We start from the raw sequence: 19,669 nt of genomic DNA, 5'->3' as shown, positions 1-19,669 counted from the left end.
CAGATTTTAGCAACACAGAAGAAGACAAATGCAGATCATCCTCGCTTCCAAAAGCCCTTTCCGGGCAACGTTACTGAAGAATGCTGGCGTTTCCTTCATCGCAGAGTCGGCCAATATCGATGAGCGGGCTGTGGAAGCGCCACTTTATAAAACCGGCGCAACCCCCGAAGATGTAGCGCTGGTTTTGGCCGAAGCAAAGGCCCTCGATGTAAGCGAGCGCAACCCGGATGCACTGGTTATCGGCTCGGACCAAACATTGTCACTGGGCGATGAAGTTCTGCACAAACCTGAGGATATGGATGCTGCGCGCCGGCAATTGCTCAAGCTTTCGGGCCAGACGCATCATCTGAATAGCGCGGTTGTTCTGGCCAAAGGCGGACAGACCCTATGGCGGCACGTATCAGTGGCGCGCATGACATTGCGGGATCTCGATGCCGCTTTCATCGGTCGCCACCTGTCGCGCGTCGGACCAATCGCCCTGCAAAGTGTCGGCGCCTATCAATATGAAGGTGAAGGCGTGCAGCTTTTCGAAAAGGTCGATGGCGACTATTTCACCATTGTCGGTCTTCCGCTGCTGCCATTGCTGGCTGAATTGCGCCGGGAAGGAGCCATCGATGGTTGATAATCCCCGCGCATTTGTAACCGGTTATCCGATCCGCCATTCGCGTTCGCCGCTCATTCATGGATATTGGCTGAAGCAGTTCGGGCTGAAAGGATCATATCAGGCGGTGGAAGTTGCTCCTGAAGCCTTCCCGCAGTTCGTGAATGGTTTGCGGGACAATGGTTTTGTCGGTGGTAACGTCACCATACCGCATAAAGAAATGGCTTTTTCCCTGTGCGAAAAACGTGATGCCGCGGCTGAGGAAATTGGAGCTGTTAATACACTCTGGTTTGAAAATGGCCTGCTTCATGGTGGAAACACGGATGCTTACGGATTTGTGGCAAATCTCGATGCAGGCAGCCCTGACTGGAGCGAACGCAAGAGTGCGCTGGTGCTGGGGGCGGGCGGTGCAAGCAGGGCTGTTGTCTTTGCTTTGAAACAGCGTGGCTTCACCGATATTCGGATCGTCAACCGGACTGTGGAGCGGGCTAGGGAATTGGCCGACCGATTTGGGATCTCCGGAGGTGCGCATGGTTGGAATGCGATTCCTGAATTGCTGCAGGGCGCGGCTCTCATTGTAAACACCACATCGCTCGGCATGCAGGGCAAGGATGAACTCGATATTGATCTGTCCGGAGCTGATTCGGATGCGCTGGTAACCGATATTGTCTATGTGCCGCTGGAAACACCGCTTTTGCGGGCAGCACGCTCGCGCGGTCTTAAAACTGTCGACGGACTTGGTATGCTGCTGCATCAGGCAGTGCCCGGTTTTGAACATTGGTTCGGCAGGCGACCGGAAGTGACGCCGGAGCTGCGAAACCTTGTGCTGGCCGATATGGATTCGGCGGCGGAGAAAGCAAAATGATCGTACTTGGCCTGACAGGGTCGATCGGTATGGGCAAATCAACTGCCGCCCAGATGTTTATGGATGCCGGCATTCCAGTCTATTCCGCTGATGAAACGGTTCATAAGCTTTATTCCGGTGTCGCTGCGCCATTGATTGAAGCGGCCTTTCCCGGAGTAACTGAGAATGGTGTTGTGGATCGCGCCGAACTGTCAAAAGCCGTCATTGGCAACCCTGAGGCTCTAAAGAAGCTGGAATCCATCATTCATCCGCTGGTTCGATCAGAAGAGAACGCCTTTCGCAAGACGGCTGAATCGCAGGGAGCCAAGCTGGTCGTGATCGATATTCCACTGTTGTTTGAAACGGGCGGCGACGAGCGGGTGGACAAGATACTGGTTGTCAGCGCACCGGCTGACGTGCAGAAAAAGCGGGTTCTGGCGCGGTCCGATATGACACCCGAAAAACTGGAAGCGATCCTTAAGCGCCAGACGCCCGACGCGGAAAAACGCAGCCGTGCCGATTTTGTCGTCAATACAGATCAGTCATTTGACGCCACGCGGGCCGAAATCAACGATATTATTCGCGTTCTTACGGAGTCTTGATCAAGGGAAGGCGGGGAAACCGTTGCTCCTCATCTTGCGTATCCTGTCCGATTCGTGAAATTTGGACAAAAGGATGATTCCATGCGCGAAATCATATTCGATACGGAAACAACGGGCCTCGACCGGCTGGACGATCGCGTGATCGAAATTGGCGGTGTCGAGCTGGTCAATCGTTTCCCCACCGGCAATACATTCCACGTTTTCATCAACCCTGAGGGTAAACAGGTCCATCCGGATGCTCTTGCGGTTCATGGCATCAGTAATGACCGTCTGAAGGACGAGCCTGTTTTCGCAGGTGTTGTCGACAGGTTTCTTGAATTCATCGACGGGGCAAAGCTGATCGCCCACAACGCCACATTCGATATGGGTTTTATCAATGCTGAGCTCGGCCGGCTCGGTCAGCCTGCTATCAGCAATGACCGGGTTATCGACACGCTTGCGCTTGCGCGCCGCAAACATCCGATGGGTCCAAACTCGCTGGATGCACTGTGCCGTCGATACGGAATTGATAATAGCCACCGCACAATGCATGGCGCATTGCTCGATTCGCAATTGCTCGCCGAAGTTTATATCGAACTGATTGGTGGGAAGCAGGCGGCTTTGGGGCTGACTGTCGCCGAACAGTCGGACAACAAGCAATCGGCAAATACCGAAACAGTGGTTATTATTGCCCGCCGCGCTGCGCCGCTTGCATCACGTTTGACGGATGCTGAAAAGCAGGCCCATGAAAAACTGGTCGAGAAGATTGGCGAAAAAGCCATCTGGAACGAACGTATAGCCGCTCTTTAGAAAATCATGACAACAAAAAACCCGGGCCAGACCCGGGTTTTTGCTATTTATGGATCAATGATTTAACTGACCATCGACTTGGCTTGTTCTTCAGCCATACGCTGCTGGAACATCTGCGCAAAATCGATCGGGTCGATCATCAGCGGCGGGAAGCCGCCATTGCGGGTTGCTTCCGCAATGATCTGACGCGCAAACGGGAAGAGTAGGCGTGGGCATTCAATGAAAAGCAGCGGCAGGAGATGTTCCTGCGGGAAACCTTCCAGACGGAAAACACCGCCATAGACGAGTTCTGCATTAAACAGAACTTCCTTGCCTTCGCCGGCACGCGCCGTAAGGGTCAGAACAACATCGAAATCGTTCTCAGCAATCGGATTGGCGTTGACATTCACATTGATGCTGATGCCAGGAGCCTTGTCACGCGGACGCAGCGACAAAGGCGCGCCGGGGCTTTCGAAGGAAAGATCCTTCACATACTGCGCAAGGATGTTCAGTGTCTGCTGCTGGACGCTCCCATTGCCATTGGTCGCTTCATTGCCGTTTTCGGCCTTTTCATCAGGCTTTTGAGCCATTGTCTGGAAACCTTCTCTCGTTGCGTCCGCGTTGGCGGTTATCGAATGAATGATGGCTGGCTAGCATGAGTGTTCCAGCGAGGCAAGCCGCGAGCGCTCATCCTATGGTACTAGGCCTATTCTTTCGGTTTCCAAGGAGAGTTAGGATCAGATTTTCTGGAATAGTCTTCGGGATCAAGCTCAATGACACGGTCCGCGTTGTGGGTGGGCCTTGTGCGCGAGTAATCAGCAGTTCCCGAATTGACAACAACCACGCGGCTTTGGACAAAACGCCAGCCAATATCGCGGACAGCGGGGATGAACAGCAACAGACCGATAATGTCCGTAATGAAACCCGGAACGATCAGCAGAAATGCCGCGAAGAACAGCATCACACCATGCACCAACTCCCGGCTCGGTGTTCGTCCGGCTGCCGTTTCAGATCGAATTTTTTGCAAAATGCCAAAGCCTTGCAGGCGCAGCAGAAAAACACCGAGGAAGATCGACAGGATGATCAGACCGAGCGTCGCCAGGACACCGATCTTGCTGCCAACCACAATGAAACCGGCAATTTCCAGAAATGGAAGCGCTAGGAGCAACAGGGGCACAAAAGAGGATCGCAACTAATTTACCTTTCAAATGACATATCCGGTTATAATCCATACCCGGCGTCGATTTCATGCCTATATATAGGGACTGAACATGAGCATTTGTATGATTGCCTTCAGCAATCTATATGTTTTTGGTAATTCGACAAAACCGTGATGGCCGCAAAACCAATGGCCAACGAATTTAGGGATGAATGGCAGGCGACATGGAATATCTGGACTTCGGAACGATTTTCTTCTTCGTAGCAGCAGTGGTGATCTTTTTGCAGCTGCGCAAGGTCCTTGGTCGTCGCACGGGTAGCGAGCGTCCACCATTCAATCCGTACACGTCTTCGCGCACGGCCGAGGTCGATGACAAGACCAAGCCTGGCGATAATGTCGTGTCTTTGCCGCGTCGTGGCGAGCCTAAGGAAAACCAGTTCGAGAAAGTCGACACGCTGGCCAAGCCGGGTACGCCGCTCAATGATGGTCTGCGGGCTATCCAGAATGCTGATCCGGCATTCGATCCGGTGAAGTTTCTCGAAGGCTCGAAGATGGCCTACGAGATGATTGTCATGTCCTTTGCCGATGGTGATCGCAAGACATTGAAATCACTTCTGTCCCGCGAAGTGTTTGATGGCTTCGTTTCGGCCATTACTGATCGCGAATCGCGCGGCGAGAAAGTGCAATCCTCATTCGTCGGTATCAACAAGGCTGAAATTACCGGTGCCGAGATGAAGGGAACAGAAGCACATGTAACTGTGCGTGTTGTCAGTGAGTTGATTTCGGCAACGCTTGATAAGGATGGCACCGTTATCGACGGCGACAAGGAAGCGGTTGCTGAAGTCAAGGATGTCTGGACCTATTCGCGCGACACGCGCTCGAAAGATCCGAACTGGAAGCTTGTCGCGACCGAAGCCGAAGATTGATTCTCCTGTTGCGAGCACATGACAATGCTTTCCCCCCTCTTCAAACCGGTGGCATTCACCGAGTGCCCCGGTTGGGGGGACGACAACCAGCTTGAAGCGTTTCAAGCCTTTGCGCGTTCCGCGGCAAGAGTCCTGGAGAAACCCTATAAAAGCGGTTCTCTCGGGATCTCTTTCGAAGCCTTGGCTCCAATTTTTACTGATTCACGTGAAACATTGATCGAAAATGACGAGCAGGCGCGGCAGTTTTTCGAAAAATGGTTCCATCCGGCCCGCGTTGAAACCCCGGAAATGAAGCAGGGTTTTGTCACCGGGTTCTACGAGCCAGAAGTGATTGCCTCGCCTGTTCGGACAGAACGTTTTTCCGTTCCATTTCTTAGTCGCCCCTCCGATCTTGTCGATGTTGATGACAATAATCGACCTGAGGCTCTTGATCCTTACTTTGCTTTCGCCCGGCAGACTGCGACAGGACTTGTCGAATATTTCGACCGTGCCGCCATCGAAACGGGTGCGATCAAGGACCAGAATCTGGAAATAGCCTTCGTTGAAAGTGCGGTGGACGCCTTTTTCATTCACGTTCAGGGCGCAGCTCGGCTGAAAATGACGGATGGACGTTTGCGCCGCATCACCTATGCCGCAAAAACTGGCCATCGTTTCACGGGCGTCGGTAAAATTCTTCTGGACCGCGGCGAAATTCCATTGGAAAAAATGTCGATGCAGGCCATTCGGCAATGGCTTGCCGAGAATCCCGATCAGGCTCAGAACCTCCTGTGGAATAACAGATCCTATATTTTCTTTCGTGAAGCGGCTGTCGATGACGTTGCGCTTGGTCCCATTGCAGCGGCCAAAGTGCCATTGACAGGAGGTCGATCCCTGGCGGTTGACCGGCTTCTGCATACATTTGGCACCCCGTTCTACATCTCCGCCCCTACGTTGAACGCTTTTGGCGGCAAAGGTTTTGCCCGTTTGATGATCGCGCAGGACACCGGCTCAGCTATTGTAGGCCCGGCACGCGGTGATCTTTTTGCCGGTTCCGGCGATGCGGCGGGCGAAATTGCCGGTGGAATCCGCCATGAGGCCGATTTTTACGCGCTCGTGCCCCGATCACTATTGGCGGGCCAGATATGAGACGATCCAAAGACGAATTTGCCAATGTTGAAGATCGTATCCTCTGGGAAAAAGTCGCAAAATCCGCCCGTCCCTTGAAGGGCAAGGACAAGATGGAATTCCTGCTTGACGAGATGCAGGATCAAGCGGCGCTCAACCCATCGGCGCCTGAAAAGATCAAATCGAAGGCGATGCCAACGCCGGCTCCTGCAAAACCGGCGGCCCCCACCCATCGCCTGCATCCAATCGATCGGCCGACTCATAAGAAGATTTCGCGCGGCCGCGTGGTCATTGAAGGCCGGATTGATCTGCACGGTCTGACACAAAGCGAGGCCTATGGGTTGCTTCTTGGCTTTCTTCGCCGCGCGCATCAGCGCGAACTGCGGCATGTTCTTGTTATCACCGGCAAAGGATCGTCTTTAGGAAGTGATGGGGTTTTGCGTCAGGCCGTGCCCCTGTGGTTTACCACTCCGCCGTTCCGCATACTCGTCAATGGCTATGAAGATGCGGCCCGCAATCATGGCGGCACAGGTGCCATTTATGTGCGTATGCGCCGGATACCGGAGGCTCCATGACGCCGTTCGGTGAGAAACTACGTCAGCTTAGGGATCAGCGTGGCGTCTCGCAGAAAGACATGGCCAAAGCCATTGGTGTTTCAGCTGCCTATCTCTCGGCGCTGGAACATGGAAGGCGCGGTCAGCCAACTTGGGACAAGCTGCAGCGAATTATTCAATACTTCAATATCATCTGGGACGAGGCCGAGGAACTGCAACGCCTCGCAATGATCTCGCATCCGCGTATTACGATTGATACGGGCGGCTTGTCACCCGCAGCAACAGAACTGACCAATCTGATCGCCGCGCATATACGCGATCTCGATACCAGCGCCGTTCAGTCTCTGATCGACCAGGTGAAAAAATCCACCGACAAGCGCCGCCGCTAGAGCCGTTCTTACTCGGAAAGGCCTAGAACAGAGCTTTCAACTGATCCAGCTTGCTGTTGACGAGCCAGCCATAATAATTTTCCTCAGGCATTTGAGCCGGTTGGCCAGCCGCCACTCGGCTTGCATTGGCATTGGCAAGCGCCCGTGCGCGCGCATCAGCTCCACCCGTATTGTAGAGCGTTGCCGTGATGCCGGGGTTTTTTGAAATGTCGAAATCCGCAACCCGCTTGTAGACGTCAATGGATTCCTTGATGGTCGCCGCCATATAGGGAAGCGTAAAATCCGGATCCATAATGGTCTTGTAGACATCTGCCGCATGGTCGGCATCAAGTTTCGGCAGACCAGAGTAGCGATTGACCATATCGGTCATTTGCAAGGCTGTGAGAGGGCTGAGCTGGCCGAGGCCAAAGGTCTGTCCGGCGTAGAATGGCTGGAAGAACACGGCAGCGAACCGGTTATCGGTAAAACGCTTGCCACCCACTGTCTTGCCGCGAAAGTCCGATTCCCAGACGTTTTCACGGCATGTCCACAGGCGAAGGCTGTCCTTATATTGCGCGCACTCGGAAAACTGCGGGCGCTTGATGAAATCGCTGATGTTCTCACCCTGATAGTCAAAGCTAATTCCTTGTTTTACATAGGAAATAGCTTTTACATAATAAGTCTGAAGCCGGTCATAGGCGTCAACATTATAGGTGTGTTCGCCGACAAGGGCTCCGACAATATGAACCGGATCGATCCCATAGGTTTTGGCAACGCTCGAGATTTTCGAACGCAGCTTCGGGTCCGATTTCAGGAGATTGTAGATTTTCTGATACTTCGCTTCATGCGTCGTATTCAAATCACCCGTGCGTTTGATTGAGGCGAGAGGAATACTTGGCTGGGTCGCATTGCGATTGCCTTCGGGCACAACCGTTACAGCTGCGGCGGGCTGCAGTGCTACGGACAGTGAAAGAAGGCAGGTGGTCGCGAAAAGGATCAGATGGCGTTTCATTGTCAGTCCAGATTTTCGATCAAGTCAGTAGGAACGGACATGCGCCCGGGAGATGGTTAAACACCGCTCCCCGTAACAGGTTCCGGCCAAAGTTGCGCGAAAATAAAAAATGCCCCCTCATAAGTCGAGGGGGCATCGGTAATAAGCTTAGAACGGTGCTTATCTGTCACAGGGTCAAAGAATGAACCGGGATAGGTCGGTGTTCTTCGCAAGATCGCCGACTGTTTCACGGACGTACTTGGCATCGATTGTAAATTCCGCACCGGCCTTATCGGGGGCATTGAACGAGATATCGTCAAGCACGCGTTCCATCACAGTTTGCAGGCGGCGCGCGCCGATATTCTCGACGGTTGAATTCAAATCAACAGCAATGTCGGCCAGAGCGTCGATTGCATCGTCGGTAATTTCGAGTTTCACCTCTTCCGTCGCCATCAGCGCAATGTACTGCTTGAGCAAACTTGCTTCCGGCTCGGTGAGAATGCGGCGCATATCATCGCGCGTCAGAGCACTCAGTTCCACGCGGATAGGCAGACGGCCCTGCAACTCCGGCAGAAGGTCGGATGGCTTTGATACGTGAAAAGCACCCGACGCGATGAACAGAATATGATCGGTTTTGATCGGGCCATATTTTGTTGCAACGGTTGTCCCTTCGACCAGGGGCAAGAGATCGCGCTGCACGCCTTCGCGTGAAACACCAGCACCCATGCCGCCATCGCGAGCAGCGATCTTGTCGATCTCATCGAGAAACACGATGCCGTCATTTTCTGCCGAGCGTAGTGCTTCCTGCGTGATCTGATCCTGATCGAGCAATTTATCCGACTCGTCATTGATCAGAACACCATAGGACTCCTTGACCGTTGTCTTGACGGTCTTGGTGCGTCCACCCATGGCTTTACCCAGCATATCGCTGAGATTGAGGACACCGATATTGGCACCCGGCATACCCGGAAGCTCGAAATTCGGCATGCCAGAGCCCGAGTCGGCGATCTCGACTTCGATTTCCTTGTCGTCAATCAAGCCGTCACGCAATTTCTTGCGAAATGAATCACGTGTTGCCGGACTGGCTGTCTTGCCGACCAGCGCGTCGAGAACGCGTTCTTCCGCATTGATATGGGCTTTGGCCTTGACGTCTTCGCGTTTTTTCTCGCGGACAAGACCAATCGCAACTTCAACGAGATCACGGATGATCTGTTCGACGTCACGGCCAACATAGCCGACTTCGGTGAATTTGGTGGCTTCCACCTTGATGAAGGGCGCACCCGCCAGCCGCGCGAGACGGCGGGAGATTTCCGTCTTACCGACGCCGGTGGGTCCGATCATCAGAATGTTTTTTGGCATGACTTCTTCGCGCATCTGGCCTTCGAGCTGCTGGCGGCGCCAGCGGTTGCGCAGGGCAATAGCGACGGCACGCTTCGCGTCCTTCTGACCGATAATGAAACGGTCAAGTTCAGAGACGATTTCGCGAGGGGAAAATGTTGTCATCATGGTCTCATTTCATCTGGATTATCCCGTGCCATCATCAGGGCAGGGCCATAAACGGTTGTGCGGGTATCGAAAGGGATAAAACCCGCCTTTGTGTAAGCTCTGATAGCGCGCGCATTGGCTGGATCGGGATCGAGGATCACGCGGGGCACGCCCTCTTCGAAGAGCAGGGAAACAAACTCATCGATCAGCCGCGAGCCGTGTCCGTCGTTGATCAGTGTCGGTTCACCAATGAACTGGTCGAGGCCAAGTGTACCTGTTGGCTGATCCTGATAGGGATGATCATCCTCCAGATGCGGATCATAGGTCTGCATATAACCAATTGGCCGTTCACCCAGCATAATGATGAATGGCTCAACCGAAATACTGTCCATATGCGCAACAATGGCGTCGAACTCTTCCTTGGGGTCAGCACCCCACCATTGCGCGACATGCGGCTCGGCCAGCCATTCTGAAATCAGGTGCAGATCATCCGGCTCCAACGGCATGAATCGGTAGCGGTGGGTTGGTTCACTCGGCATCGATCGTCTCGAGCGTTACACTCGTATTGGTAAAGATGCAGATATCCGCAGCGATCTCCATGGCCTTGCGGGCTATTTCCTCCGCACTCTTGTCCGTGTCAGCAAGCGCAAGGGCTGCAGCCAAGGCAAAATTGCCGCCAGAACCGATGGCCATGACGCCATGTTCGGGTTCCAGAACATCGCCGTTACCGGTCAATGCAAGGGTGACGGATTTGTCAGCGACCAGCATCATCGCCTCAAGGCGGCGCAGATAGCGATCAGTGCGCCAGTCCTTGGCGAGTTCGACGCAGGCGCGCATAAGCTGGTCGGGATATTGTTCAAGCTTGCTTTCAAGCCGTTCAAGCAGGGTAAAAGCGTCAGCCGTCGCGCCAGCAAATCCGGCAATGACATTGCCTTTGCCGATCCGGCGCACCTTGCGGGCATTGCCTTTCATGACGGTATTGCCAAGGCTGACCTGTCCGTCGCCGGCAATCACCACTTTGCCGCCCTTGCGGACGGTAACAATCGTGGTCCCATACATGGTGGAGGGGTTGTGTTCTTGCATTCGATTCTCCTTCAAGCAAGTCCGACTATGCCCCAAATGGCAGCAGATCGAACCCCTTCTGTGCAACTTATGTATGATGCCGCTCCGGAATTGCAAATCCGGAGTTGAGACTGCGCCATCAAAGCATTTGGAGATTCGGCAATCCTGATCTAGAAGGCCAAGATTAGTGCCGTTTCGAGAAACCCATATAGCGGGAAACAGGGATGACCAGTGCCAGCACACGGACTGCGAAAATAGAACGGACCACCAAGGAAACCAGCATTGCCGTTTCGGTGAATCTGGATGGGACGGGTGCGTTCGATATTTCCACCGGTGTGGGTTTCTTCGATCATATGCTGGAACAGCTCTCCCGCCATTCGCTGATCGATATGGACATCAAGGCCAAGGGTGATCTGCATATTGATGATCACCACACGGTCGAAGACACTGGTATCGCCATTGGACAAGCAATTGCCAAGGCGCTCGGCGACCGTCGTGGTATCAACCGCTATGCGTCGCTTGATCTTGCTATGGACGAAACACTGACCCGTTCAGCGCTTGATGTTTCGGGCCGCCCGTTTCTGGTGTGGCAGGTGGAGTTTTCCGCGCCGAAGATCGGTACATTCGATACGGAGCTGGTGCGGGAGTTCTTCCAGGCGCTTGCCCAGAACGCGGGTATCACGTTGCACGTATCCAATCTCTATGGTGCCAATAACCACCATATCGCCGAAACCTGTTTCAAGGCTGTTGCGCGCACGTTGCGCACGGCTATCGAGACGGACCCACGTCAGAAGGGTGTTATCCCTTCGACCAAGGGTACGCTGAACGGCTGAGAAGAAGGGCTAGGGTATATGGCCAGTTACATTGTTTTGGTGCCACCGCTACTGAATAATCAGCGGCAAGATGACAAGACCGTTTTTGTCAGGGATGGTTTTGCCATACTCGCCTTCTTTCTGCCGGTCCCATGGCTGCTTTTCAATCGGCTGTGGTTTGAAGCGGCGCTGGTTTTTGCCGCTGTTGCCGCTATTTCCGTTGTCGGCACCTATACGGATCATGCAGTTCTGGCGGAAATCGTTGCAGCATTGCTCGCGTTGCTGGTCGCGTTTGAAGCGAGCAACTGGCGCATCAAGGCACTTGAGCGCCGCGGCTTCGATCAGGCTGCAATTGTCGATGCGCGCAGTGCCGCCGATGCTGAAACAGCCTATTTCTACGGTGGTAATTTTGTTTCAACTCCAGCACCTGTTTTGCCCGACCTGAACCATGACGCTCCTTTAGCGATGTCTGCTGACAGCAAACCGATTGCGGGCGGCATGCTCGGCCTTGTCGGCTATCGGGGAGAGCGTTGAGTATGCGTGTTGCCATTATCGACTACGGATCGGGCAATCTGCGCTCGGCCACCAAGGCTTTTGAACGGGCTGCGCGGGAAAGTGGTATCAATGCCACCATCGATCTGACCGATGATGCCGAACGGGTGCGCACCGCAGACCGCATTGTTTTGCCGGGCGTCGGCGCCTATGCAGATTGCCGGCGTGGCTTGCATGCGGTGCCAGGCATGCCTGAAGCGATCCACGAAGTGGCTATCGAAAAAGCCCGGCCATTTTTGGGAATTTGTGTTGGCATGCAGCTCATGTCATCGCGCGGATTGGAAAAGACAATCTCCACCGGTTTCGACTGGATCAAGGGCGATGTCCGCGAAATGGTACCATCGGACCCCAATCTGAAGATTCCACAGATTGGCTGGAATACGCTTCGCCTCAACAGACCGCATCCGCTGTTCGATGGCATAAAAACGGGCCCGGACGGATTGCATGCCTATTTTGTGCATTCCTATTTTCTGGATGCTGAAATTGAAAATGATGTGCTGGCGGTAACCGACTATGGCGGACCGGTTACGGCAGCCGTAGCCAATGACAATATGGTGGGCACGCAGTTTCACCCGGAAAAGAGCCAGGCTCTGGGTCTTGCCCTTATCGCCAATTTCCTGAGGTGGCAGCCATGATTTTGTTCCCCGCGATCGATCTGAAAGACGGTCAGTGCGTGCGGCTGAAGCTCGGTGATATGGATCAGGCAACGGTCTATAACGAAGACCCGGCAGATCAGGCAAAGTCCTTTGAAGATCAAGGGTTTGAGTGGTTGCATGTGGTTGATCTCAACGGCGCTTTCGTTGGCCAGTCCGTCAATGGTGCCGCGGTAGAATCCATTCTGAAGGCAACAAAAAACCCGGTTCAGCTTGGTGGCGGCATTCGCACGCTTGACCATATTGAAAATTGGCTGGCCAAAGGCTTGTCGCGCGTCATTCTCGGCACCGTGGCTGTGCGTGACCCGGGGCTGGTTATCGAGGCCTGTAAAAGGTTTCCCGGCAAGATTGCTGTCGGTATCGACGCCAAGGGCGGCAAGGTAGCCGTCGAAGGATGGGCGGAAGCGTCAACATTAGAGGTCGTTGAACTGGCAAAGAAGTTCGAAGGCGCTGGTGTAGCAGCGATCATTTATACCGATATTGATCGCGACGGCATTCTGGCTGGAATCAATTGGGAATCGACGCTGCAACTGGCGGAAGCGGTTTCCATACCGGTGATTGCATCGGGAGGCCTTGCTTCCCTCGCGGACGTTGTTCGCATGACCATGCCTGATGCACGCAAGCTTGAGGGCGCGATTTCAGGCCGTGCGCTTTATGATGGGCGTATTGATCCGCATGAGGCACTGCAGGTGTTGCGTGAAGCGCGGGAGCGCGCCGCATGACCCTCAAAGCCCGCGTTATTCCCTGTCTTGATGTGAAAGATGGCCGTGTCGTCAAAGGCGTCAACTTTGTCGATCTTGTCGACGCTGGTGATCCCGTTGAAGCGGCCAAGGCCTATGATGCTGCGGGTGCAGACGAGCTGTGTTTTCTCGATATCACCGCTTCATCAGATAATCGCGAAACCATATTTGACGTGGTTGCCCGTACTGCTGAACAGTGTTTCATGCCGCTGACCGTTGGTGGCGGGGTTCGGACAGTTGCTGATATCCGCAAGCTGTTGCTTGCTGGTGCCGACAAGGTTTCGATCAACACGGCAGCGGTGAAAAATCCGGAGTTTATCGCCGAGGCGGCTGATAAATTCGGCAATCAATGCATTGTCGTTGCGATTGATGCCAAGAAAGTGTCAAAAGCAGGCGAAATCGATCGCTGGGAAATATTCACCCATGGCGGGCGGCAGGCAACCGGCATTGATGCAATTGAATTTGCCCGCAAGGTGGTTGACCTTGGCGCCGGCGAAATTCTTCTGACGTCAATGGATCGTGATGGTTCAAAGATCGGTTACGACATTCCGGTAACGCGGGCCATTGCCGATGCGGTACGTGTGCCGGTTATCGCTTCCGGCGGTGTTGGTAATCTCGATCATATGGTCGAGGGTATCCGCGAAGGCCATGCCACGGCGGTTCTTGCCGCATCCATTTTCCATTTTGGTACTTATACGATCGGCGAGGCGAAAGCCCATATGGCAGCCGCGGGTATTCCCATGCGGCTTGATCCCATACGCCCATCCACCGGAGTTGCACGATGACAGCATTTACGCTTGCCGATCTTGAGCGGATCGTAGCCGAACGGGCTGCGTCTTCGGATGCCAAATCCTATACGGCCAGCCTCTATGCCAAGGGTATCGGCAAAGCCAGCCAGAAGCTTGGTGAAGAGGCCGTTGAGACTGTTATTGCAGCCGTGTCTGGAGATGCGCAAGGCGTTGTTTCCGAAAGCGCAGATTTGCTCTATCATCTACTTGTTGTTCTTGGACTTTCCGGAGTCAAACTTGATGACGTCCTCAAAGAACTGGAACGACGTACGGCGCAAACCGGGCTTGAAGAAAAAGCCGCCCGTGAGCATGGTTGACCAAAGCCATGTTTAAATCACAGGCGCTAGAACGACAAAGGGATGGGGACGTCATGGATCAACTGGCACCCAGCGAATTTTCGCCCTACCGGTTTTTCAGTGCCGAGCGTTGGGCGGAGTTTCGTGCCGACACGCCGATGACGCTGACCTATGATGAGGTCAAGCGCCTGCGCTCGCTCGGCGATCCCATCGACCTCGATGAGGTCAACCGGATTTACCTGTCATTGTCACGGCTTTTGTCCGCCCATGTCGAAGCCAGCCAGCTGCTATTTTACCAGCGCCGCCAGTTTCTCAACACGGGAGACGCCTTCAAGACGCCCTTTATCATTGGCATTGCCGGTTCCGTTGCCGTTGGCAAGTCGACAACTGCCCGTATTCTGAAGGAATTGCTCGCCCGCTGGCCTTCAAGCCCCAAGGTCGATCTGGTCACAACGGACGGCTTTCTTTATCCGAACGATGTCTTGCGTTCGAAAGGCCTGATGGAGCGCAAGGGTTTCCCGGAAAGCTATGATGTCGGCATGCTCCTGCGATTCCTGTCGCAGATCAAGGCTGGCCAGCGCAATGTCAATGCGCCGCTCTATTCGCATTTGACCTATGATGTGCTGCCGGGGATGTACCAGACCGTCGATGCGCCTGACATTCTGATTTTTGAAGGCATCAATGTGCTGCAGGTTCGTGATCTGCCGGAAGATGGAAAAATGGTGCCATTCGTTTCCGACTTCTTTGATTTTTCGATTTATATCGATGCGGATGAAGAGCAGATTCACAAGTGGTACATCCACCGTTTCATGCGGCTGCGGGAAACCGCCTTTAAGGACCCCAGCTCCTTCTTCCATCGTTACTCGACCATATCGGACGATTCTGCCCTCGCGATCGCCGAGAATCTTTGGAACAGTATCAATCTGAAGAACCTGAAGGATAATATCCTGCCGACGCGTCCGCGTGCGGACCTCATCTTGCGCAAGGGCGGCAATCATCTCATTGAGGAAGTTGCGCTCAGGAAGCTGTAACCCGCCGCAGCGTCAGGTTGATGCGGCCGGTATTTTTCAGAAGTGTCGATGTGCCGGGATAGATGTGGTCGACGCCGTGAAACGCAAGGCGGCCTTCACCGCCCAGCACAATCACATCGCCACTCTTGAGCTTGATGGACTGTGTCCTGTCATTGCGTTCCACGCCGCCAAAGCGGAAAAGGCAGGTATCACCCAGGGATATGGAAACGACAGGAGCAACAAGGTTCTGTTCGTCGCGATCCTGATGCAAGCCCATCTTCGCGGTTTCAGCATAAAAATTGACGAGGCAGGCTTCCGGAGGAAGTGCGAAATCTCCGACCTTGTTCCAAAGGGTGAGCAGGCGCTGCGGGATATCTGGCCATGGCTTTTGCGTGACCGGATGAATGGCCTGATAGCGGTAGCCGCGTTCCTTATCCGTTACCCAGCCAAGTGAACCGCAATTGGTCATGCGCACGCTCATTTCCTTGCCGGTTTTGGGCATGGCAGGGATATAGAGCGGTGCTTGGGCAACGATGGTCCTGATCTCTTCAACCAGAGCGGATTGCTCGTTCAAATCAAGATAATCGGGGAAGTATCGGATGCCGGGCGCAAGCAGTAGCATGGCGTGACCTGATGAATGAGAAACAAAGACCCGGACGTCAAAGAAGGCCGGGTCCTTGTATGAGTCAGCGCGATCAGTCGATCGACGGAATGCGCAGGACCTGTCCGGGATAGATCTTGTCCGGGCTGGTCAGCATCGGCTTGTTGGCTTCGAAGATTGCCGTGTTCTTCACGCCCTTGCCTTTGCCATAGACCGCTTCAGCGATCTTCCACAAATTGTCGCCTTTTTTGACGGTGTAGAAAACCGGGTCTTTGGCTACAGAACCGGTGGTGGTGTTATCGACCGCGAGCCCGCCAGTATCGACTTTGGAAACGCCGAGTGAATTGCCGACAGCAATAATGGCCTTTTCCAGAATTTCCTGATTGGTGACGCTGCCCTTGAGGATAGCCTTGTCGCCTTCGACCACAACGTCGACCTTATCAGTACCGAGGTTGTGCGAATCGAGCTCTTTTTTCAGATCGTCTGCCTGAGGCTCGTCACCACCGATACCGACTTTCTTGCCGACTGATTTAACAAAATCGAATAGTCCCATGTCTGGCTCTCCTTGTTGATTGTTCAAACCGACGATTAGGGTTGTTACATTACCCGTCGAGCTTGAAAAGCAAAGAATAACAACGTTCAGTCACGTTCTGTTCCCGACACTAATCTCCTTTGACCCGTCCGCGCATCTTTTTCACGTCAGAACGACCCGCTTTTACTTTAAGGCGGCGTTCGATAGACCCCTTTGTTGGTCTGGTTTTCTTGCGTGGCGGCGGCGGTGGTTCTGCTGCCTTGGCAATCAGAGCGATCATGCGTTCGCGTGCATCTTCCCGATTGCGCTCCTGGGTGCGAAACCGGCTGGCTTCGATGAGGACGTCACCATCCTTGGTGCCCCGTTGACCCGCAAGTTTCAAAAGCCGTGCCAGCACTTCGTCGGGCAGTCCAGCCCGTGCTGCGAAAAATCGCAATTGCACGGCTGTGGAAACCTTGTTGACGTTCTGTCCGCCCGGGCCGGCGGAGCGAATGAAACTCTCCTCCAGATCATCCTCATGGACGTAGATCCGGTTGGTGATTTTGATCTGGTTGCGGTTCTCTTCCATGCGGGATTGGTAACCTAATCTTTTCTGGGCGGAAAGCACAAAAAAGCCCCGCTGGTGAACAGCGGGGCTTCAGTTTGGGAAGTAGAACCCGGATTATTCGGCAGCAACCGGCGTGTGCGGAGCCGCAGCGCGGATATCGCTATCGACGTGACTTTCGAACTTGCCGAAATTGGTGACAAACATGCCAACCAGCTTCTTGGCCTGCGCGTCGTAAGCCTGCTTGTCGGCCCAGGTTGAGCGCGGGTCGAGAATCGATGTGTCCACGCCGGGTACAGCAACCGGTACGGCAAAACCGAAGTTCGGGTCTGTGCGGAACTCTGCATCCTTCAGCGAACCGTCAAGAGCAGCACTCAGAAGAGCGCGTGTCGCCTTGATGGGCATGCGCTTGCCTGTTCCATAGGCACCGCCGGTCCAGCCAGTATTGACCAGCCAGCAATCCACACCATGTTCAGCAATGAGCTGACGCAGGAGATTGCCATATTCCGAAGGGTGACGGGGCATGAACGGTGCACCGAAACAGGTCGAGAACGTGGCTTCCGGTTCCGTGACACCGCGTTCCGTCCCGGCGACCTTTGCCGTATATCCGGAAAGGAAGTGGTACATGGCCTGCGCTGGCGTCAGCTTGGCAATGGGCGGCATCACACCGAACGCATCTGCCGTCAACATGATGATATTCTTCGGGTGGCCCGCTTTGCCAGTTTTGGATGCGTTTGGAATGAAATCCAGCGGATAGGCGCAGCGCGTGTTCTCGGTCAGGGAGCCGTCATTGAAATCCGGAACCCGGTTTTCATCGAGAACGACATTCTCAAGCACTGTGCCGAAACGCTGTGTTGTTGCGTAGATTTCCGGTTCTGCTTCAGCCGAAAGCCGGATTGTCTTGGCATAGCAGCCACCTTCGAAGTTGAAAACGCCGTGTTCGCCCCAGCCATGTTCGTCATCGCCGATCAATGTGCGGGTCGGATCAGCTGAAAGTGTCGTCTTGCCAGTGCCCGAAAGACCGAAAAACACTGCCGCATCACCATCTGGACCTTCATTGGCCGAGCAATGCATAGGCATGACGCCCTTGGCAGGCAGGAGATAGTTCAGGGCGGTGAAGACAGACTTCTTCATTTCACCCGCATAGGCCGAGCCGCCGATGAGAACGATCATGCGTGTAAGATCAACGGCAATAACCGTTTCAGTACGGGTTCCGTGCCGCTTGGGATCGGCGCGGAATGAAGGCAGATCAATGATCGTCATTTTGGGCACGAAACTTGCGAGTGCTTCGCGTTCCGGACGGATCAGAAGATTGCGAATGAACAGGGAATGCCAAGCGAATTCCGTGATCACGCGGGTGTTCAGGCTGTAATCCTTGTCAGCACCGCCAATGAGGTCCTGAACGAAAACTTCCTTGCCTTTGGCATGTTCGGCAAAGTCTGCATAAAGCAATTCAAATGCTTCTGGAGTCATTGGGGCATTGTTATCCCACCAGACATGATCTTCCGTCGACGCATCGCGCACGACAAACTTGTCCTTGGGTGAACGGCCTGTGTGCTGGCCGGTCTTTGCAACCAGTGCGCCTTGTGCCGTCAGCTGTGCTTCGCCGCGGCGCAAAGTCTCTTCGTAAAGCTCAGCGGCTCCGAAATTATAATAGACCGCCGAAAGCTCCTTCAAGCCTGAGGTGCCGAGCGCGATCGCCGCGTTATGGATACCGGTCTCTCTAGTCATGTGTCCGCCGTTGTTAAGAAGGTTCAGGGTCAATATTAGAATACGCCGCCTCACACATCTTCCAGCATGAATGCGGGCACATCACGTCAAAAGCAGAAAAAATGAGTAGTATCAAATGTTTAATCGATTTAAAGAATTTAAAAAATATCTAAATCGTTTTAAATGATCAAAATCCACAGGACGGGTTTGCCTTGCGCATCACTGACGGACGTAGTCGGGAAACTGCTCGCTGATGAGATCAATGATGGACAGTGTTCCGGAAAGATGTTTGCGAACGGCACTCTCCGCTGCGCCGGGGTTTTTCGATCTGATCGCATCGATGATGCCTCTGTGATCGGCCAATACCGTCTGCATCTTTCCGGGCATTGGGAGATTGAGGCGGCGCAGGCGATCAAGATGCACACTTTGGCGACGCACCGTCGCCCACAGGTTGAGAATGTTGGCTCGTTCGTAAATTTTGCGGTGAAATTCCTTGTCGAGTGTATCGAACAGATCAAATGTCTGCGGGGAGGCGACCATTTGCTGGCGGGTCAAAATATGATCGAGGTCATCAGCCAATTGTTCGGGACATTCTAAGGTCAATCGCCGCACGGCCTCCAGTTCAATTGAAAGTCTGAGAAACTGCGCTTGCCGTGCATGGTTGATGTCAATTCGCGCAACCACGGTGGCGTATTGCGGATAGACTTCAACGATCCCTTCCTCTTCCAGGCGCATTAGCGCGTCCCTGACAGGTGTTTGACTGACTCCGAATTCCAGCTGCAGGGATGCGCGCGACAAGATGGTTCCCGGAACAAGCTCCACCGCGAGAATCCGTTCCCGCAAAATTTCATGGATTTGATGGGCCACTTGCCGGGTCCGATCAAGAATGCCGCCGTTCACCCTGTCGCTCATGTCTGATTCTCTCGTTTGCTCCTGCGACATTAGCACAATTGTTTTGTTGATGTAC

At 54.0% G+C, this 19,669-nt stretch carries 26 protein-coding genes; 15 read left to right on the top strand and 11 right to left on the bottom strand.

Going from position 1 to position 19,669, the window contains the following annotated elements; all coding sequences use genetic code 11:
- Positions 1–28 precede the first annotated feature (28 nt).
- The 4 genes from BLU05_RS09020 to dnaQ all read left to right on the top strand — a co-directional run bounded on the left by BLU05_RS09020 (position 29) and on the right by dnaQ (position 2,836).
- Positions 29–622, top strand: a complete 594-nt coding sequence (locus tag BLU05_RS09020; protein WP_091879366.1) for a Maf-like protein — start codon at positions 29–31, stop codon at positions 620–622.
- Entirely contained in the window at positions 615–1,466 is an 852-nt protein-coding gene (locus tag BLU05_RS09015; RefSeq protein WP_091879365.1) for a shikimate dehydrogenase, read from the top strand. The genes BLU05_RS09020 and BLU05_RS09015 overlap by 8 nt, the downstream gene beginning before the upstream one ends.
- Positions 1,463–2,047: a dephospho-CoA kinase gene (gene coaE / locus BLU05_RS09010; RefSeq protein WP_091879363.1), complete on the top strand. Its 585-nt coding sequence runs from the start codon at positions 1,463–1,465 to the stop codon at positions 2,045–2,047. Before BLU05_RS09015 ends, coaE begins: the two co-directional genes overlap by 4 nt.
- 81 nt (positions 2,048–2,128) lie before the next feature.
- Entirely contained in the window at positions 2,129–2,836 is a 708-nt protein-coding gene (gene dnaQ / locus BLU05_RS09005) for a DNA polymerase III subunit epsilon (protein WP_091880198.1), read from the top strand.
- Between the two features lie 62 nt (positions 2,837–2,898).
- Here dnaQ and secB read toward each other — a convergent pair whose 3' ends face one another.
- Positions 2,899–3,405, bottom strand: a complete 507-nt coding sequence (secB, locus tag BLU05_RS09000; RefSeq protein ID WP_091879362.1) for a protein-export chaperone SecB — start codon at positions 3,403–3,405, stop codon at positions 2,899–2,901.
- Positions 3,406–3,521: 116 nt separating this feature from the next.
- The gene (locus BLU05_RS08995; RefSeq protein ID WP_091879360.1) at positions 3,522–4,007 is read right to left on the bottom strand and encodes an FxsA family protein; all 486 of its coding nucleotides are present in this window, start codon (positions 4,005–4,007) and stop codon (positions 3,522–3,524) included.
- Between the two features lie 191 nt (positions 4,008–4,198).
- Here BLU05_RS08995 and BLU05_RS08990 point away from each other — a divergent pair, with 191 nt between their 5' ends.
- The 4 genes from BLU05_RS08990 to BLU05_RS08975 are packed head-to-tail and all read left to right on the top strand — an operon-like array spanning position 4,199 to position 6,947.
- Entirely contained in the window at positions 4,199–4,900 is a 702-nt protein-coding gene (locus BLU05_RS08990) for a Tim44/TimA family putative adaptor protein (RefSeq protein WP_091880196.1), read from the top strand.
- Between the two features lie 18 nt (positions 4,901–4,918).
- Positions 4,919–6,025, top strand: coding sequence for a murein transglycosylase A (locus BLU05_RS08985; protein WP_091879359.1), 1,107 nt, complete (start codon positions 4,919–4,921; stop codon positions 6,023–6,025).
- Positions 6,022–6,579: a Smr/MutS family protein gene (locus BLU05_RS08980; RefSeq protein WP_091879357.1), complete on the top strand. Its 558-nt coding sequence runs from the start codon at positions 6,022–6,024 to the stop codon at positions 6,577–6,579. Before BLU05_RS08985 ends, BLU05_RS08980 begins: the two co-directional genes overlap by 4 nt.
- Positions 6,576–6,947, top strand: a complete 372-nt coding sequence (locus tag BLU05_RS08975) for a helix-turn-helix domain-containing protein (RefSeq protein WP_091879356.1) — start codon at positions 6,576–6,578, stop codon at positions 6,945–6,947. Before BLU05_RS08980 ends, BLU05_RS08975 begins: the two co-directional genes overlap by 4 nt.
- 22 nt (positions 6,948–6,969) lie before the next feature.
- On the opposite strand, the gene BLU05_RS08970 is transcribed toward BLU05_RS08975, so the two are convergent.
- The 4 genes from BLU05_RS08970 to hslV all read right to left on the bottom strand — a co-directional run bounded on the left by BLU05_RS08970 (position 6,970) and on the right by hslV (position 10,485).
- Positions 6,970–7,938, bottom strand: coding sequence for a DUF1402 family protein (locus BLU05_RS08970; RefSeq protein WP_091879354.1), 969 nt, complete (start codon positions 7,936–7,938; stop codon positions 6,970–6,972).
- 174 nt (positions 7,939–8,112) lie between these two features.
- Entirely contained in the window at positions 8,113–9,420 is a 1,308-nt protein-coding gene (gene hslU / locus BLU05_RS08965) for an ATP-dependent protease ATPase subunit HslU (protein ID WP_091880195.1), read from the bottom strand.
- Positions 9,420–9,941 carry a GNAT family N-acetyltransferase gene (locus BLU05_RS08960; RefSeq protein ID WP_091879353.1) on the bottom strand — a complete coding sequence of 174 codons (522 nt, stop codon included), beginning with the start codon at positions 9,939–9,941 and terminating at the stop codon, positions 9,420–9,422. Before BLU05_RS08960 ends, hslU begins: the two co-directional genes overlap by 1 nt.
- Positions 9,931–10,485 (bottom strand): ATP-dependent protease subunit HslV, encoded by a 555-nt coding sequence (gene hslV, locus BLU05_RS08955; protein ID WP_091879351.1) that lies wholly within the window; start codon positions 10,483–10,485, stop codon positions 9,931–9,933. Before hslV ends, BLU05_RS08960 begins: the two co-directional genes overlap by 11 nt.
- Before the next feature lie 203 nt (positions 10,486–10,688).
- Here hslV and hisB point away from each other — a divergent pair, with 203 nt between their 5' ends.
- From hisB to coaA, 7 genes are read left to right on the top strand one after another with little or no spacing between them, the layout of a single operon-like run.
- Positions 10,689–11,297, top strand: a complete 609-nt coding sequence (gene hisB / locus BLU05_RS08950; protein WP_091879350.1) for an imidazoleglycerol-phosphate dehydratase HisB — start codon at positions 10,689–10,691, stop codon at positions 11,295–11,297.
- Between the two features lie 18 nt (positions 11,298–11,315).
- Positions 11,316–11,810 (top strand): DUF2628 domain-containing protein, encoded by a 495-nt coding sequence (locus BLU05_RS08945; RefSeq protein ID WP_091879349.1) that lies wholly within the window; start codon positions 11,316–11,318, stop codon positions 11,808–11,810.
- A 2-nt stretch (positions 11,811–11,812) separates the two neighbouring features.
- Positions 11,813–12,463: an imidazole glycerol phosphate synthase subunit HisH gene (gene hisH / locus BLU05_RS08940; protein ID WP_091879347.1), complete on the top strand. Its 651-nt coding sequence runs from the start codon at positions 11,813–11,815 to the stop codon at positions 12,461–12,463.
- On the top strand, positions 12,460–13,203 hold the full coding sequence (gene hisA / locus BLU05_RS08935; RefSeq protein WP_091879346.1) for a 1-(5-phosphoribosyl)-5-[(5-phosphoribosylamino)methylideneamino]imidazole-4-carboxamide isomerase: 744 nt from the start codon (positions 12,460–12,462) through the stop codon (positions 13,201–13,203). The genes hisH and hisA overlap by 4 nt, the downstream gene beginning before the upstream one ends.
- Positions 13,200–14,006, top strand: coding sequence for an imidazole glycerol phosphate synthase subunit HisF (hisF, locus tag BLU05_RS08930; protein ID WP_091879344.1), 807 nt, complete (start codon positions 13,200–13,202; stop codon positions 14,004–14,006). The genes hisA and hisF overlap by 4 nt, the downstream gene beginning before the upstream one ends.
- On the top strand, positions 14,003–14,326 hold the full coding sequence (locus BLU05_RS08925; protein ID WP_091879343.1) for a phosphoribosyl-ATP diphosphatase: 324 nt from the start codon (positions 14,003–14,005) through the stop codon (positions 14,324–14,326). Before hisF ends, BLU05_RS08925 begins: the two co-directional genes overlap by 4 nt.
- 53 nt (positions 14,327–14,379) lie before the next feature.
- Entirely contained in the window at positions 14,380–15,336 is a 957-nt protein-coding gene (gene coaA / locus BLU05_RS08920) for a type I pantothenate kinase (RefSeq protein WP_091879341.1), read from the top strand.
- Here the strand turns inward: coaA and BLU05_RS08915 are convergent.
- From BLU05_RS08915 to BLU05_RS08895, 5 genes are all read right to left on the bottom strand, one after another.
- Positions 15,323–15,937, bottom strand: a complete 615-nt coding sequence (locus BLU05_RS08915; RefSeq protein ID WP_091879340.1) for an alpha-ketoglutarate-dependent dioxygenase AlkB family protein — start codon at positions 15,935–15,937, stop codon at positions 15,323–15,325. The genes coaA and BLU05_RS08915 overlap by 14 nt on opposite strands.
- Positions 15,938–16,010: 73 nt before the next feature.
- Entirely contained in the window at positions 16,011–16,469 is a 459-nt protein-coding gene (lysM, locus tag BLU05_RS08910) for a peptidoglycan-binding protein LysM (protein WP_091879338.1), read from the bottom strand.
- 109 nt (positions 16,470–16,578) lie between these two features.
- Positions 16,579–17,016 (bottom strand): alternative ribosome rescue aminoacyl-tRNA hydrolase ArfB, encoded by a 438-nt coding sequence (gene arfB / locus BLU05_RS08905; protein WP_091879337.1) that lies wholly within the window; start codon positions 17,014–17,016, stop codon positions 16,579–16,581.
- A 93-nt stretch (positions 17,017–17,109) separates the two neighbouring features.
- Positions 17,110–18,723 carry a phosphoenolpyruvate carboxykinase gene (locus BLU05_RS08900; RefSeq protein ID WP_091879335.1) on the bottom strand — a complete coding sequence of 538 codons (1,614 nt, stop codon included), beginning with the start codon at positions 18,721–18,723 and terminating at the stop codon, positions 17,110–17,112.
- Between the two features lie 198 nt (positions 18,724–18,921).
- On the bottom strand, positions 18,922–19,614 hold the full coding sequence (locus tag BLU05_RS08895; RefSeq protein WP_091879334.1) for a GntR family transcriptional regulator: 693 nt from the start codon (positions 19,612–19,614) through the stop codon (positions 18,922–18,924).
- Positions 19,615–19,669: the final 55 nt, after the last annotated feature.

The sequence above is a fragment of the Phyllobacterium sp. OV277 genome, assembly GCF_900104355.1.
GTDB lineage: Bacteria > Pseudomonadota > Alphaproteobacteria > Rhizobiales > Rhizobiaceae > Phyllobacterium.
Note: the sequence above shows the minus strand (reverse complement) of the source record. Positions and strands in the feature narration are given on the sequence as shown.